Source organism: Bradyrhizobium sp. JYMT SZCCT0180 (assembly GCF_018130165.1).
Classification (GTDB): domain Bacteria; phylum Pseudomonadota; class Alphaproteobacteria; order Rhizobiales; family Xanthobacteraceae; genus Bradyrhizobium.
The window spans coordinates 96,723-111,300 of the sequence record NZ_JAFCLZ010000007.1; the positions used below are offsets into that span (position 1 = coordinate 96,723).

General features: G+C 63.9%; 16 protein-coding genes and 1 tRNA gene. 9 read left to right on the forward strand and 8 right to left on the reverse strand.

All coding sequences use genetic code 11. From position 1 onward, the window contains the following. The first annotated feature begins 91 nt into the window (after window positions 1–91). Window positions 92–805, forward strand: coding sequence for a hypothetical protein (locus JQ641_RS12210; RefSeq protein ID WP_211996229.1), 714 nt, complete (start codon window positions 92–94; stop codon window positions 803–805). Window positions 806–922: 117 nt separating this feature from the next. On the opposite strand, the gene JQ641_RS12215 is transcribed toward JQ641_RS12210, so the two are convergent. Further along, window positions 923–1,141 carry a DUF3126 family protein gene (locus JQ641_RS12215; RefSeq protein WP_192734033.1) on the reverse strand — a complete coding sequence of 73 codons (219 nt, stop codon included), beginning with the start codon at window positions 1,139–1,141 and terminating at the stop codon, window positions 923–925. 207 nt (window positions 1,142–1,348) lie between these two features. Continuing rightward, window positions 1,349–2,176, reverse strand: a complete 828-nt coding sequence (cysE, locus tag JQ641_RS12220; RefSeq protein ID WP_192734034.1) for a serine O-acetyltransferase — start codon at window positions 2,174–2,176, stop codon at window positions 1,349–1,351. Window positions 2,177–2,451: 275 nt separating this feature from the next. On the opposite strand from cysE, the gene JQ641_RS12225 reads away from it, so the two are divergent. Beyond that, window positions 2,452–3,804 carry a hypothetical protein gene (locus JQ641_RS12225; RefSeq protein WP_249150376.1) on the forward strand — a complete coding sequence of 451 codons (1,353 nt, stop codon included), beginning with the start codon at window positions 2,452–2,454 and terminating at the stop codon, window positions 3,802–3,804. Here JQ641_RS12225 and JQ641_RS12230 read toward each other — a convergent pair. Both JQ641_RS12230 and JQ641_RS12235 read right to left on the reverse strand, forming a co-directional pair. Continuing rightward, the gene (locus JQ641_RS12230; protein WP_211996230.1) at window positions 3,790–4,542 is read right to left on the reverse strand and encodes an alpha/beta fold hydrolase; all 753 of its coding nucleotides are present in this window, start codon (window positions 4,540–4,542) and stop codon (window positions 3,790–3,792) included. The genes JQ641_RS12225 and JQ641_RS12230 overlap by 15 nt on opposite strands. Window positions 4,543–4,596: 54 nt before the next feature. Beyond that, window positions 4,597–5,745: a hypothetical protein gene (locus JQ641_RS12235; protein ID WP_211996231.1), complete on the reverse strand. Its 1,149-nt coding sequence runs from the start codon at window positions 5,743–5,745 to the stop codon at window positions 4,597–4,599. Window positions 5,746–5,996: 251 nt separating this feature from the next. Between JQ641_RS12235 and JQ641_RS12240 the strand changes: the two genes are divergently transcribed. Then, on the forward strand, window positions 5,997–6,242 hold the full coding sequence (locus JQ641_RS12240; RefSeq protein ID WP_192734038.1) for a zinc-finger domain-containing protein: 246 nt from the start codon (window positions 5,997–5,999) through the stop codon (window positions 6,240–6,242). 10 nt (window positions 6,243–6,252) lie between these two features. Continuing rightward, the gene (locus tag JQ641_RS12245) at window positions 6,253–7,452 is read left to right on the forward strand and encodes an FAD-dependent monooxygenase (RefSeq protein ID WP_211996232.1); all 1,200 of its coding nucleotides are present in this window, start codon (window positions 6,253–6,255) and stop codon (window positions 7,450–7,452) included. Between the two features lie 46 nt (window positions 7,453–7,498). On the opposite strand, the gene JQ641_RS12250 is transcribed toward JQ641_RS12245, so the two are convergent. After that, window positions 7,499–7,945: a twin-arginine translocation pathway signal gene (locus tag JQ641_RS12250; protein ID WP_211996233.1), complete on the reverse strand. Its 447-nt coding sequence runs from the start codon at window positions 7,943–7,945 to the stop codon at window positions 7,499–7,501. A gap of 173 nt (window positions 7,946–8,118) precedes the next feature. On the opposite strand from JQ641_RS12250, the gene JQ641_RS12255 reads away from it, so the two are divergent. Next, window positions 8,119–8,205: transfer RNA gene (locus JQ641_RS12255), tRNA-Leu, on the forward strand. A 190-nt stretch (window positions 8,206–8,395) separates the two neighbouring features. Further along, window positions 8,396–8,953 (forward strand): TMEM175 family protein, encoded by a 558-nt coding sequence (locus tag JQ641_RS12260; RefSeq protein ID WP_211996404.1) that lies wholly within the window; start codon window positions 8,396–8,398, stop codon window positions 8,951–8,953. 93 nt (window positions 8,954–9,046) lie between these two features. On the opposite strand, the gene JQ641_RS12265 is transcribed toward JQ641_RS12260, so the two are convergent. Next, complete coding sequence (locus tag JQ641_RS12265) at window positions 9,047–10,021, reverse strand: AraC family transcriptional regulator (protein ID WP_211996234.1); 975 nt, start codon at window positions 10,019–10,021, stop codon at window positions 9,047–9,049. Window positions 10,022–10,236: 215 nt separating this feature from the next. On the opposite strand from JQ641_RS12265, the gene JQ641_RS12270 reads away from it, so the two are divergent. Together JQ641_RS12270 and JQ641_RS12275 are read left to right on the forward strand one after the other, a co-directional pair. Beyond that, the gene (locus JQ641_RS12270; RefSeq protein ID WP_211996235.1) at window positions 10,237–10,413 is read left to right on the forward strand and encodes a hypothetical protein; all 177 of its coding nucleotides are present in this window, start codon (window positions 10,237–10,239) and stop codon (window positions 10,411–10,413) included. Further along, the gene (locus JQ641_RS12275; RefSeq protein WP_211996236.1) at window positions 10,410–10,859 is read left to right on the forward strand and encodes a hypothetical protein; all 450 of its coding nucleotides are present in this window, start codon (window positions 10,410–10,412) and stop codon (window positions 10,857–10,859) included. The genes JQ641_RS12270 and JQ641_RS12275 overlap by 4 nt, the downstream gene beginning before the upstream one ends. Before the next feature lie 153 nt (window positions 10,860–11,012). On the opposite strand, the gene JQ641_RS12280 is transcribed toward JQ641_RS12275, so the two are convergent. Beyond that, complete coding sequence (locus tag JQ641_RS12280; protein ID WP_211996237.1) at window positions 11,013–11,741, reverse strand: lysophospholipid acyltransferase family protein; 729 nt, start codon at window positions 11,739–11,741, stop codon at window positions 11,013–11,015. A 154-nt stretch (window positions 11,742–11,895) separates the two neighbouring features. Here JQ641_RS12280 and JQ641_RS12285 point away from each other — a divergent pair, with 154 nt between their 5' ends. Beyond that, complete coding sequence (locus JQ641_RS12285; protein WP_211996238.1) at window positions 11,896–12,756, forward strand: alpha/beta fold hydrolase; 861 nt, start codon at window positions 11,896–11,898, stop codon at window positions 12,754–12,756. A 205-nt stretch (window positions 12,757–12,961) separates the two neighbouring features. Here JQ641_RS12285 and JQ641_RS12290 read toward each other — a convergent pair whose 3' ends face one another. Continuing rightward, entirely contained in the window at window positions 12,962–14,578 is a 1,617-nt protein-coding gene (locus tag JQ641_RS12290) for an ABC transporter ATP-binding protein (RefSeq protein WP_211996239.1), read from the reverse strand.

Sequence of the window (14,578 nt, forward strand, 5' to 3'; positions counted from 1 at the left end):
ATGCCGGTGAAATCATACGGAAATCCCGCCGCCCGTGGCATATTCGCCGGGTGATTCGGCCTCAGCCTCGAACTCGACCGATACTTCTTTCATGACATTGCTTTCGACGGCCCAGCACATCGCCCGCGACACGCGGAAAGACCCGCGCTCGCACATGGTCCTGATCGTGGTGGCAGCGACCATCGCCGCCGGCGCAATCGGACTCGTGGCCTATCTGTTGTGGCCGACCTGGGGCAACGGCGCAGCCAACGCGCCGTCGCGGTTACCGGTCAGCGTGGGCGGCACCCTCTTCAACGTGCCGACGTCGGCGATCCGCAGGAAAATCCAGCGCCATTCCGGTCCACAGGAACGCGTCGATCTCAGCTTCACATTCCCTTCGCTCGAGGCGCCCGAGTCGCCGAAGCACGTCAGTGCCGACACGGTCGAAGAAAAGGTGCAGCCGATCGACCGGATCTTCCTGTCGATCTCGGCACACCACGACACGCTGGCGCCCGACGTCCGCGTCCGCACCATCTATCCGCGCTATCTGGAGCAGGCTGCAACGCCGATCGACGACGGACTTACGATGCGCGCGTTTCGCGACGGCTCGCCCTATTCCAACGAGGATCTGTTCACCGCCGGCGCGCCAGGCCTCAACGCGCGCTGCACGCGCGACGGGGTGACGCCCGGAATGTGCCTGAGCGAGCGCCGTGTCGACGGCGCCGACCTGACATTCAGATTTCCGCGGAGCTGGCTATCGCAATGGCGCGACGTCGCCAATGCGATGAACCGTTTGACAGCGCAATTGCAGGGGCCACACAAATAGCGGCGCAAGCGCCGGCTTTTGTAGGGTGGGCAAAGCGCAGCGTGCCCACCATTTCTTTCGTCGAACAAAGGTGGTGGGCACGGCGCTACGCGCCTTTGCCCATCCTACGCATCCGCGTCAGCCCTGATCGACCAGGTCTTCCTCGAGGATCGCCATCTGGAACTGGAAGGAACGATCGTCGTCTTCGTCGTCGACGAACAGGACGCCGATGAACTCCTCACCGATATAGACCTCGGCGGAATCATCCTTTTTCGGGCGCGGCACCACGCGAATTTTCTGGTTGCCGAATACGCGCTTGAGATAGGCGTCGAGCTTCCTGACTTCCTGAACGTCCACGGTGGTCTCCAATCGGATAATATGGGGTTTCCGGGGAGTTTTAGGCCGAGACGGCACAGACCGCCAGCCGTATCTTCACGAGATCGACAGGTCAGAAAATCCCTAGAGCCCCGTTTCGATTGAATCGAAACGGGGCTCTAGATTCCTTGTTTTGACGCGTTTTCTTAGCGCGAACCGGGTCCACTTCGCTGGAAAACGCTATAGAAATCAGATTCCGATCGCGTTGAGCATCTGGTCCATGGTGCGCGATGGCTCGGCGCAGCCGGCTTCGCCAACGATCTTGGCCGGAACACCCGCCACGGTGACATTATGCGGCACCGGTTTGACCACCACCGAGCCGGCGGCGATGCGCGCGCAGTGACCGATCTCGATATTGCCGAGAATTTTCGCGCCGGCCCCGATCAGCACGCCGTGGCGAATCTTGGGATGGCGATCCTCGTTCTCCTTGCCGGTGCCGCCGAGCGTGACACCGTGCAGGATCGAAACGTCGTCCTCGATGACAGCCGTCTCACCGCAGACGAAACCGGTCGCATGATCGAGGAAGATTCCGCGGCCGATGGTCGCCGCCGGGTTGATGTCGGTCTGGAACACCGCGGACGCCCGGCTCTGCAGGTAGTAGGCGAAATCCTTGCGCCCTCGCTTATACAGCCAGTGCGCCAGCCGATGAGTCTGCAGGGCGTGGAAGCCCTTGAAGTAAAGCAAGGGATCGATGAAGCGCGACGTCGCAGGATCGCGGTCATACACCGCGACCAGATCGGCGCGGAACGCATTGCCGAGATCGGGTTCGTCGCGCAGCGCCTCGTCATAGGTCTGGCGGATCAGATCGCCCGACAGCGCCGAATGATCGAGCCGCTCGGCCAGGCGGTGGATCACCGCATCTTCCAGCCGCTCGTGATGCAGCACGGTCGAGTAGATGAAGGACGCCAGTTCCGGCTCGCGGCGAACGATGTCTTCCGCCTCGTTCCGCACGCGATCCCAGATCGGATCGAGCGCGGCCAGCTTCGAACCCTGCGGACTGACCTGATGCACTGCCATGGGTTTCTCTCGGGCTTCTCTCGGGTTTCTCGGCTTGTTCTCGTGACTTGTTTCGCCCGGCGTTATAGCACGGCGGACGGATGGCTGTCCCGGGGCGGGCGCCGGCAGAGTAAACCCCCGCCGAACGCCCCAGGATCGGTGAGGGTCAGTTCAAGGTGGTTGGCGATTTCAGGAAATCAAGCCGGATAAGGTCCGACTATTGGTGAATTTCGGCCCCCCGGCCATTCCGGGCAAGCTGGCCGAAACTGGGGGTAAATCACATCAACACGCAGATTTTGCGCGCGCGGACGGCCGACTCACGGCTGGTCTGGATCGCCGCCATTGCCATCCCCCTGATGTTGCTCGCCCCTGCCCTGTGGAACGGCTATCCGCTGCTCCAATGGGATACCGGCGGCTATCTGGCACGCTGGTATGAGGGCTACCTCGTGCCAAGCCGCTCCACGGTGTTCGGCCTCTATCTGCATTTCGGCGAAGACTCCGCATTCTGGATCAATCTCGGCATCCAGGCGCTGGCAACGTTGTGGATCCTGCAGCTGACGCTGCGCGCATTCGAAATCGCCCAACCGTTGCGGCTGCTGGCGATGAGCCTGGTGCTGGCCCTGGCCACCGCACTGCCGTGGCTCGCGAGTACGCTTCTGACCGACCTCTACGCAGGCCTGTCGGTGCTGTCGCTCTTCATCCTGGTCGCGCTCGGTGGGCGGACTTCGACAATCGAAAAATGTTCGCTGTTCGCGCTGACGGCGTTCGCCGCGGCCTCGCACAGCGCGACGCTGGCGGTGCTGCTCGGGCTCTGTTGTGTGGGCTGGATCGTGCGTCCGTTTTCGCGCGGGCGGATTACGGTTTCCGGACTGATGCAGGGCAGTCTCACCCTCGTCGCGGGTGCTGCGATGCTGCTGGCGGCGAATTTCGCACTGTCGGGGAAAGTGGCGTGGACGCCCGGCGGCTATGGCGTCGCCTTCGGACGCATGCTGCAGGACGGCATCGTCGCGCGTTACCTGAACGAGCATTGTCCGCAGCAGCAGTTGAAGCTCTGTCCCTATCGCGACCAGTTGCCTGCAACGGCCGATCAATTTCTGTGGGGCAACAGCATGTTCAACACGCTTGGCCGCTTCAAGGGCCTCGGCGACGAGATGAGCTTCATCGTGCTGCGTTCGCTGGCCGAATATCCGGCACGGCAGATCGAGGCGGCGATCACCGGAACCGCGCGGCAACTGGTCCATGTCGCGACCGGCGAAGGCACCAATGAATGGATCGGCCACACCTACGGGATCATCGAGCGTTATATCCCAACGCAGGTCAAGGCGATGCGCGCAGCGAACCAGCAGCGCTGGCGGCTCGACTTCGCCGCCATCAACCGTCTCCACGTGCCGGTGGCGCTTGTCTCGATGCTGCTGGCCGTAATCGTGTTCGGTCGCGGCCTGTGGCGGCGTCCGTTCGACGATCTCACGCTGCTCGCGGGAACCGTTACACTCGCCGTGCTCGGCAACGCCTTTATCTGCGCCGTGATATCAGGCCCGCATGACCGCTATGGCGCGCGCATGGCGTGGGTCGCGACCTTCGTGGTGCTGATCGCGACGGCGCGGCAATTTTTCGCCGAGGACCCACGCGAAGGCTCAGCTTCGCCGTGACAGGAAATCGATGACGCCGGCCTTGTAGACCTTGTCGCCGACCGCGCGCATGTGATCGCGGTTCGGAATATCCAGCACCTCGGCGTCCGGAATGATCTCGCCCAGCGCCTGCGCCGAACCTGCGATTTCGTCTGACGTGCCGACCGCGATCAGCACGGGCACGCGGATAGCGGCGGCTTCATCCCGCGTCATCAGGCGCCGCGAGCCGCGCAGGCAGGCCGCCAGCGCGCGGCGGTCGGAACGGGTCTGGTCGGCAAAAGCGCGAAACGTCCGCCCGACCGGATCGGTGACGTCCTCCAGCGACGGCGCCTCGAGTGCGAGGGCTACGTTCTCACCGGGGCCACCGCCCGTGATCATCCCGATCCCGATGCCGCCCAGGATCGCCGAGCGCAGCCGCTGCGGCTGGCTGAGCGCCATTACCGCGGTCATCCGCGATCCCAGCGAATAGCCCATCACGTCGGCCCGCTCGATTGCCAAATGATCCAGCAGCGCGATGACGTCGCCGGCCATGATCGCGATCTCGTATTGCGCGGAGTCGTAGAGCTTGCCGGAATCGCCATGACCGCGGTTGTCGAGCGCGATCACGCGGCGCCCGGCTTTCTTCAGTTCGGACACCCAGGTCGGATAGACCCAGTTGACGTTCTTGCTCGAGGCAAAGCCGTGGACGAGAACGATCGGATCGCCCTCGCCTTCGTCGAGATAGGCAATTTCGATATCGCCGTTGTGAAAACTCGGCATCGCTAGTTCCATTTTTTGGGGAGTTCAAAAGGCGCGATCGGAAAGATCGCAACTCTAGCCGCAGGCGGCGGCGCCCGCCAGAGCCGGGCCGGGAAGCAACGCCGCGGCCGCCGCCTGCGCACGCAGCCGCCTCGCCTTCTTGCGGCGCAGATACGCGATGGTGGCGCGTTCGGTGATCGCCTTGATCGACGACAAGAAGCCGAACAGCGCCAGCAGTGCACTGAATACCCACAGCGACAGATTGAATGCGCCGGCCGCCAGCAGCAGGGCGCCGCGGCCGAACAGTTTCAGGATCGCCCGCGTCTGGCCACCCTTGGATTCCGCGAGCCGGGCGGCGCGTGCGATATCCTTCGGGCCCTCGGCGATGCGCAGCGTGTCGAGCGCACCGCGCGTACCGGCCTTCTCTCCGATGCGGCCGACGTCCTTGGCCAGCCGAACCAGCGCACCGGCCTTCTCGGCGCGGAACGCCGCCTTGATCGCGCTTACGGTTGCGCCGGGCCGCAGCACCGAGCCGGAAGCGACCGCCTTCTGCAGCATCGGCCCATCGACGACCTCGCGCGCCGAGCGGCCGGCCCATAGCGTTAGCCCCTCGCCCAGGCGCCCGACCTTGCGGGCATCCTTGACCATGGTCAGCCCGGCACGCACCGGTAACGCGCCACCGACCGACACATAGGTCGCCGCCGTCACCGCCAGGCCCACCGTCGCAAGCCCAAGTATCAGATGATCGGTATCCTCGCCCATCGCCAGATGCTTGCTCTCGCGCACCACGTCGCGGATATCGCCGAACACGAAGAGATCGCCGGCCACCGTGCCCGACAGGCTCGCGACATCCTCGGCGTTGCCGGTGACGAGACCGACCGCGAAACGTTTAGCAAAATGCGAGGTTGAGTTCGCGTCCGTGACGGCCTCGTTCACGCGCTGCGACAGCTCTTCGCCAATGGCGACATTCTTGTCGCGCGCCAATTCGGCAAAGCTGCCGGCAAGATCGGCATCGCCTGAGGCCAGTGCGGCCTCGATATTTTCTGCGACCAGCGCCGGGTTGTTCCGCAGGGCAGAATTGATCCTCAGATCGGCCAGTTCGGACGGTTCGTCCTGCGCCGCCAGGATCGCAAAAGCGTCGCGCGCGTGTGGCCATAGCGCCGCACCCACGGCGATAGTTGCCGCCATGCCCGCCACCGCCAAACTGAGCCCCGCCCGCTTCATCCTGCAAAACCCGGGTTTTCACTGCCCTCAACATAATGTGCCGCATTTGCGACACAACGTCCCCGACGAAAGAAGGGCTTCTCTGGGACGACAAGATTGTGTCGAATTTGCATGAGCAAATGTGCGGCGGCGACCTTCAAGAATCTGGGCTATAGGAATCAACGGAACCCGTCAGTATGGTGCGCGGCGTTTCGGGCCGCCGCATCGCGTTGGTTGCGCCCGTCCGTCATTGCTATCCAAGGTGAAACAAGATGTCCGATCATGTCGTCCCGCACTTTCATAACGACGCCGGCGTCTCGGTAATCGAGATCGGCTCGCAGGAATTCATGTGCGTGGGCGCCAATCCGCCGTTCGACCATCCGCATGTCTTCCTGGACCTCGGCAACGACAACGAGATCATCTGCCCCTATTGCTCCACGCTGTACCGGTTTGCCGCCGATCTCAAAGCCGGCGAAGCGCGCCCCCCGGAATGCGTGCTGAAAGACAAAGTCGCCTGACAGATCCGCCGTGGCGGTTACGCGCACCATCGTTGTAGCTGGTGCCGGGATCGGAGGACTGACCGCGGCGCTGGCGCTCGCCAAGCAAGGCTTTCGCATCGTCGTTCTGGAGAAGGCCGAGCGGCTGGAGGAAGCCGGCGCCGGCCTGCAGCTGTCGCCCAACGCCAGCCGCATCCTGGTTGAACTCGGTCTGCAACCGCGGCTCGCGCCGCGCGCCGTGACGCCCGAATCCATCAACATCATGAGCGCCCGGGAGGGCGGCGAGATCGCCCGCCTGCCGCTCGGCGAGGCCGCGAATTTTCGCGCCGGCGCACCCTATTGGGTGGTGCATCGCGCCGACCTGCAGGCGGCGCTGCAGGCCGAGGTCGACCACAGTCCCGACATCGAATTGCGGCTTGGCTGCCAGTTCGAGGACGTCACCGCGCACGCCAAGGGACTGACGGTCGTGGGGCGCCGCGGCAATGCGCGGCAACAGGAACTGGCGGTGGCGCTGATCGGCGCCGACGGCATCTGGTCGGCGGTCCGGCATCATTTGTTCCCGGAGGTCCAGCCGCAATTCTCCGGTCTGATCGCCTGGCGCGGCACGCTCGATGCGACGGCGCTGCCGCGCGAATATACCTCGCCCCGGGTGCAACTCTGGATGGGACCAAGAGCGCATCTCGTCGCCTATCCGATCTCGGGCGGGCGGCGCATCAATGTCGTCGCCATCGTGCCGGGGACGTGGAACAGGCCGGGCTGGAGCGCACCGGGCGAGGCCAACGAAATCAAGGCGGCGTTCTCGCAGCAATGGCCGGCGACCGCGCGAATGCTGATCGGCGCCGTCGACGAATGGCGGCGATGGGCGCTGTTCACGGTGCCCGATATCGGCGGCTGGAGTGACGGCGCGATCGCGCTGCTCGGCGATGCCGCGCACGCCATGCTGCCGTTCGCAGCCCAAGGCGCGGGAATGGCGATCGAGGACGCCGCGGTACTGGCGAAAGCCTTGAGCGAATGCGCCGGCGAAAATACCGCCGGCATCCCGGTGGCGTTGAAGCGCTACGGACGGCTGCGCCGCGCCCGCGTGTTAAGGGTTCAGCGCGCCGCCCGGCGGTCGGGACAAATCTATCATCTGACCGGACCATTGGCGCTCGCGCGCGATCTCGCCATCAAGTCGCTTGGTCCAAGGCGAATGCTGGCGCGGCAGGACTGGATTTACGACTGGCGGGTGTGAACATCCGACGCGAGCGCATGGCGCGGGAGAACTTCCGCAGGGCGCGTCATCGCGACGATGGACGCGATCCCTTGACGCCTGCAGACGGCGCAGGCGGTATCGCCGCAGCGCTCGCGGCAGGTTTGGGTTCCGGCGGCGATTGCGGCGACTCTTGGCATTTGTTGCGCCGCCAGGCCTCCTCGGCGAATTTCGATTGGCCCTGGACCGCAATGAGTTCGTTGCGATAGGCAAGCTCCGACACCACCGACCCGCCGACGCCGGTTTCAGCCTTCGCCATCAGGCCGTTCAGCTCCGCCTTGCGCCCGGTAATCCGGGCGCGTTCCGTCTCGAGTTGCTTGCATTCATAGAGGTCATATTTGGCGGGATCGGCGAAAGCCGTCGACATGTTGTCGCCCACGCTGGCACAGCCGGAGAGCCCTGCCCCGGCCGCGAGCAGCGCCAACACGCCTACGGCACGCGAAATTCGCCGGCGATGGGACGAGGATACGGGCATCGGACCTTCATAAGCCTACAACGTTGAGATTGCCTAAAGCAGGACCAGATGTCCGCATTGAGGCTTTGCGTCCGGCCCCGCGTTCCCTTAAGGAAAGGCGCGGTTTCCGGGGGCGGATTATCCCATTTCCACTTCGCGGGCAAACGCGCTAAGTACCTGATCTTCTGACTAAAGCGGACGTGGCGGAATTGGTAGACGCAAGGGACTTAAAATCCCTCGATGGCAACGTCGTGTGGGTTCGAGTCCCACCGCCCGCACCACGCTTCGCCCTGACGGGCTACGCGTGGCGCAGCCACGCGGAGGCCGTCGGGGCGAAGCGTGTCCGGCGTAGCTGAAGCGCAGCGAAAGCGAAGACGGACAGCCTAATGGGCCAAAACCGGGGCAGCCACGTCGATCATTGGCGCGAAGCGTGGCGGGGGAGCAACTTTGCAGCAGACTAGCCTTTTCGAAATGCGTCGGCTGGAGATGCTGAGCAACACGATCTTCGGCGTTGCCATGACGCTGCTCGCCTACGACCTGCCGAAGGCCGCCAGTTTCGCGAGCGCGCCGGGTTGGATCGACCTCGTTCGCGTCTATGCGCAACCGGTCATCGCGCTGGCGATCAGCTTCGTGGTCGCCGGCCTGTTCTGGTTCAGCCATCACCGGCGGCTCGCCGTCGCGCCGGAAGCCAGCCGCGGCGTCGTGTTCCTCAATCTGCTGTTTCTTCTGTCGATCATCATCCTGCCGGTGACCAACGGCCTCTACGGCAGCTGGCGGCTCGACGGCGTGGTCGCCGTGATCTACGGACTTCATCTCGCCACGATCGCCACGCTGAACGGGCTGCTGTGGGTTATCGCCCTCAGGGGCCGCCGCGACATGCCATTGCGGGTGACGGTCCTATTCCCGATTTTGGTGTTCGTGATCGGAACAGCCGTCGCCACCTTCTCCCCGAAGGTGTCGCAGTTCATCTGGTGCCTGGCCTTTCTCTCGCCGGTCGCAGGCTGGCTCGCCGGACGACGCGCGAGCTAGCGTGCTCTCTCTTCGTTCGCAGCTGCCGATGTTCGCTTCAATATTTACTGCTTCGAGCAGCCGCCCGGCTTTCGCAATCATCGCGAGGAATATTCAGTTGTCTCGCCGCGCCTCGGCCCGGACGTCCGACGGCGAGGCGCCATAGCGGCGGCGGAACGTCTCGTAGAAATAGGACATGTTGGAGAACCCCGCCTCGATCGCGACCATGCTCATCTTGAAATGGGCAAGCTGCGGATTGATTAGAATCTGCCGCGCTCGGGCGAGCCGCTGCTCCAGCACGAACTGCGTGAAGCTGGTGCCCTCGGTTTCGAACAGCCGCTGCACGTAGCGCACCGGTAGGCGATGGCGCGCCGCAATGCTGGCCACCGACAGATCCGCGCGGGAAATATTTTCGACGATGTCGGCCTTGATAGCGCTCAGCCGCGCCGCGCGCGCCCCGCGCTCCCTGGCGACATCAGCGGCATCGCCCGTCGCGCCGAGGGTCAGCGACACGAGGTCGTATATGTGCGTCACTGCCAGCTGCCGCAGTTCCGGCGTCGCGGTCGCGCTCGCGTCCTGCAGCGTGGCGGCATAACTGGTGAGCAGCTTGAGGGCTGCAGTGTCGCGCCGAATTTTGCGTCCCACCCGGTTTTCGACGTCAGGAACCCGCGCCGCGATTTCCCTGGCGGGAAGGCGGAACGACAGGAACTGCGCGTCCGAAAACGTCCACGCCGACCGCTCGGTCGACATTGTCAGGAACGCGTCGCCTTCGCCAATTGCGGTTTCACGGCCACAATGTTTCAGGCTGTTCGCGCCGGCGAACCAGACGGTGAATATCAGATCATTGTCGGTGGGCGCACGCCAGACTTGCGCGGGCGATGAAGTCAGATGGGCCAGCCCCAGCCCCGGCATGGCGCGCAACTTCGCTTCGCCGAACACGCGGTGGTCCGGCGACGGCTCGAGCTCGAATCGACAGATGGCGCGGGCGAAGAGGTCCCGGATAACAGCGATGCGATCCCGCTCCGGCCATTCGTCGGTCAGAAAGCGAAATGCCAGGTCGCCGTTTGGCGCGACCGTTGCGTGATCCATGTCCCCTACCTGCTATCAGCATCCTCAACTGGACTTGGTCGCAGCTGAGTACCTTTCGGTTCAAAGCCCGCAAGACGAGGATTCTGTCGCTCCAGCAGACACGGTTCGTCGTTCCAGCATCCTCCCGGCGCCGCCTCGCCGCGACCAAGGCTGTGAACGCGCGCCGGCGCGGCCCAGGGAATAGCTCCGGGGCGCCGCGCGAAGGAAACAATGTCATGCGAATGATCAGCACCTATGGCCGCACGCCTGCTACCACCAATTTCCAAGCCAACATCGACACCGCGGATAGCCTAATCGCGTCGGAGCTTCCTGCGCTGCCCAAAGGTGGGCTCGTCTCGAGCCTGTTCGGTGGCTATTTGGGCCGCGATCCGGACAACCATCCGGCGGTGTGAACTCAGCCGACCTCAATGGCGCCCAAACCCATACCGCCACGTCAGGTACCGAAATCTCGCCGGTCCTCGGGCCGCAGGATGGCGGCTTCGTGTTCGACCAATTCAACAGCTTCCTGGGCCGCACGCCGGAAACCGGCGCGCCGGCAATGCACGACTTCAATTTCACGATGCAGGATTCCCAGACCGCGGCCGGTCTGGACGGCCAGTCCGCGATGCCGGACTTTGATTTCCTTTTTGCCCGCGAGGACATCCCCAATCCGTTCGAGCCCCGGGCGTTCGCCAACGCCGATGCATCTCACGTCGACCTCCTCCCGGCTGTGCAGAAGTTCCTTCCTGCGGTGCAGGTAAACGCCCTGCCAGCGGTGCAGACCAACTTCCTGCCCGCCGTGCAGACAGACGTGCTTCCGGCCGTGCAGGTCTTCGCCTCCGACTGGTTGTGGGTGTGAAACCCGCAGCGGTGAATTAGAATCCGATTTCGACGGCCGAGTTGTCGATGCCGATTAGAGCTTCGGTTCTGATTAAATCAGAACCGAAGCTCCAGACTCTTGTTTTGACGCGTTTTCTTTACGCGAACCGGATCCACTTCGCTTGAAAACGCTTTAGTTGGCGCCGGTTGCCTTGAGCAATCTGCCCGCCTCGTCCGCAATCGCCTGCTCGACTTTCGCTTGAAACTCTTTCCGATCGAGGCCCGGCGGAATCGGCGGCAGATAGGACAGCGAAATGTTGCCGCTGTGAATCATCAGCGTCTTCTTGCCCCAGAACAATCCGGAATTATGCGCCGTCGGCAACACCGGGATATCGAGATTGGTGTACAGCGCGGCGATGCCGGCCGCATGGAATGTCATGGGCTCGCCGACCGCCTGCCGCGTGCCTTGCGGAAATATCAAGACTTTGCGGCCTTCGCCGATCGCGGCCCTTGCTTCCGCGATCATCTGCTTGAGCGCCTGCCGGCCGGCTGACCGGTCGACCAGGATCATCGGATAGCGGTGTAGGAACCAGCCGACGACCGGGATGTTGAGCAGTTCTTTCTTGGCGACGATGCTGGCATCGGGAAAAATCACGCAGAGCGCGACGGTCTCCCACAGCGATTGGTGATTGCAGGCGATGATGCACGGGCCAACTGGAATGTTGTCGCGGCCTAGCTCCCTGTAATCCAGCCCCACCACGTATTTCAGAAGAAACACGATGCCGTGCGACCACAATTGGGACACCGCGCGAACCTTTGCGCTGCTCGCATCGAAAGCCCACAACAGGGGTATCGCCGGCGACAGCACCAGCGTCCACAGCACCACCAACGTATCGAATGCGACCGATCTCAGATAATGCAACGATAATATCCCTTGAGGCTTCTGCGATTGACGGGCCCCAAATACAGTACTTTTCGGCCCTTGCATAATTCCGGACGGGCCCAGACGACCACCTGCCCCAAAGAAAAATCGTTTCGCCGTGGACCGGCCGGCATTGTCAATCTAGGATTGTCGCGTGCCCGCCCTGGAACAGATCACCATCTCCCCGCGCCTGACCTTCGACGCCCTCGTCGCGGGCGAGACAGGCGCGCCGCTGGTGTTGCTGCTGCACGGCTTTGCCGAATCGATGCATTGCTGGCGCGCCCAGGTCACGGCGCTCGGCGATATGGGCTACCGCGCGATTGCGCCGAGCCAGCGCGGTTACTCTCCGGGCGCGCGGCCTGACCCCCGCGAGTTCTCGCACTACCTGATCGACCGCCTGATCGACGACGCGCTGGCCATCGCCGCGGCCTCGGGCTATGGCGAGGCGCGCTTTCACCTGGTCGGCCATGACTGGGGCGGCAGCATCGCCTGGGGATTGGCCGACCGTTGCCACGAGCGGCTGGCCTCGCTCACCATTCTTTCGCGGCCCCATCCGAACGCGTTCAATCGCGCGCTGCACATGCCCGACGGCGAACAGGCTAGTCGCTCGCGACACCACAAGGCGTTCCTCGAACCTGACGCGGCCGACATCGTGCTCGCCGACAACGCCAAATGGCTGCGCGATCGGCTCATTGCCAACGGCGTTCCCAATGAGGCGATCGAACGGCATCTGGACGTGCTTGGCAACAAGGACGCGATGGAAGCGGCGCTGGCCTGGTACCGCGCGCGCGGCGCGGTCCGCGGGCCGCTCGGTCCGATCCGTGTGCCCACGCTCTACATCTGGGGCGACGCCGACGACACCGTCGGCCGTATCGCCGCCGAAGGCACCCGCGATTTCGTCGCCGCGCCCTATCAATTCGAAGTCCTGCCCGGCGTCGGGCATTTCGCGGCCGATCAGGCGCCGGAACGGGTCAGCGAATTATTGCTGGCGCATATCGCAGCGCACCCGGATTGACGGAACCTGATGCCCGCTAAAATGTTGTCCTGCAGCAATTGGAGCATGACGACATGGCCAGCGAACAACCTGCCGAAAAATCTGATGCCACGGGGTGCAAGCCGGCCAGGGATCCGCACTCGCCTTCGCCACGGCCGCAAATCCCGTCTCCGCTCTCGAACGACGGGCCAGAACTGCTGCGCGACAGCAACTGCTAGGAGAGCCATCAAGCGCTGGCGGCGAATTCCTGATGCCTGCCAGGCGCGGCGTCGAACAATGCCCTTGTATATTCGTGCTGGGGCGCGGCGAAGACTTCCGCCGTGGTGCCCTGTTCGACGATTACCCCGCGCTGCATGACCGCGATCCGGTCACAGACCTGGGCTGCGACCCGCAAATCGTGGGTGATGAACAGCACCGCCAGGTTAAACTTTCGGCGCACCTCGTCCAGCAGCTTCAGCACCTGATCCTGCACGGAAACGTCGAGCGCCGACACCGGCTCGTCGCCAATCAGCAATTCAGGCTCCATCGCCAGCGCCCGCGCAATGCAGATCCTTTGGCGCTGGCCGCCGGAGAACTGGTGCGGGAAGCGATCGATCGCGGCCGGAGGCAGGTGCACGATCGCCATCAGGTCGCGCGCACGCTGCAACGCCTCCTTGCGGCTGACGCCAAAATTCATCGGCCCCTCGATGATCGCCTCTCCGACCGTCCGGCGCGGATTGAGCGATCGATATGGATCCTGGAAGATGAACTGAACGCGCCGGCGCATCGGACGAAATTTCGCCTCCCGCATTGCCGCGATATCGATGCCGTCGATCTTGATGCCGCCGCTTGAGGTATCGACCAGCCGCGCGACGCAACGCGCCACTGTCGACTTGCCTGAACCGGACTCGCCGACAATGCCGAGCGTTTCACCGCGACGGACCGTCAGCGAGACGTCCTTGACCGCGGCCACGACGCGCGCTTTCGGCTGGAACAGCGATCGCTTGCCATAGGTCTTGAAGAGATTCTCGGTCTGCAGGACCACCGGACCGGTCACCGGAGATCGCTTCGGCGGCGTCATGCTCGGCACCGCGCGCAACAGCATCCTGGTATATTCCTCGCGCGGGGCCCGCAGCACTTCCTCGCAGGGACCCTGCTCCACGATCCGGCCCATCTGCATCACCACGACACGGTCGGCGATCTCGGAAACGACGCCGAAATCGTGGGTGATGAACAGTACGCCGGTTTTCGTGCGCCCCTGCATTTCCCGTACGAGCTTGAGGATCTGAGCCTGCGTGGTGACGTCGAGCGCCGTGGTCGGCTCGTCCGCAATCAGCAGTGCAGGGTCGAGTATCAGCGCGGCCGCGATCATGATCCGCTGACGCTGGCCGCCGGAGAGCTGGTGCGGATAGGCGTCGATCATCTGCTCGGGGTCCGGCAGATGCACCGCGCGCATCATCTCGAGCACCCGCGCGCGCTGCTCCTTATGGTCGAGCCTGGTGTGGATCTCCAGCACTTCACGGATCTGGTCGCCGACCCGCTCGACCGGATTGAGCGCGGTCATCGGCTCCTGGAACACCATGGCCATGCGGGTGCCGCGGATGGCGCGCAACTCGGTATCCGATTTGGTGAGCAGTTGATCGCCCTGCAATCGGATCGAACCGCTCTCGACCTGCATTGCGCCCTTCGGCAACAGCCCCATCACCGCCTGCGCCGTCACCGATTTGCCGGAGCCGGATTCGCCGACCACGCAGACGATCTCGTTAACATCGACGGTCAGGTTGATCCCCTGCACGGCGTGCGGCCGGTCGCCTCCCCTGATGGCGACGGAAAGATCGGAGACTTCGAGGACGGTGTTGCTCAC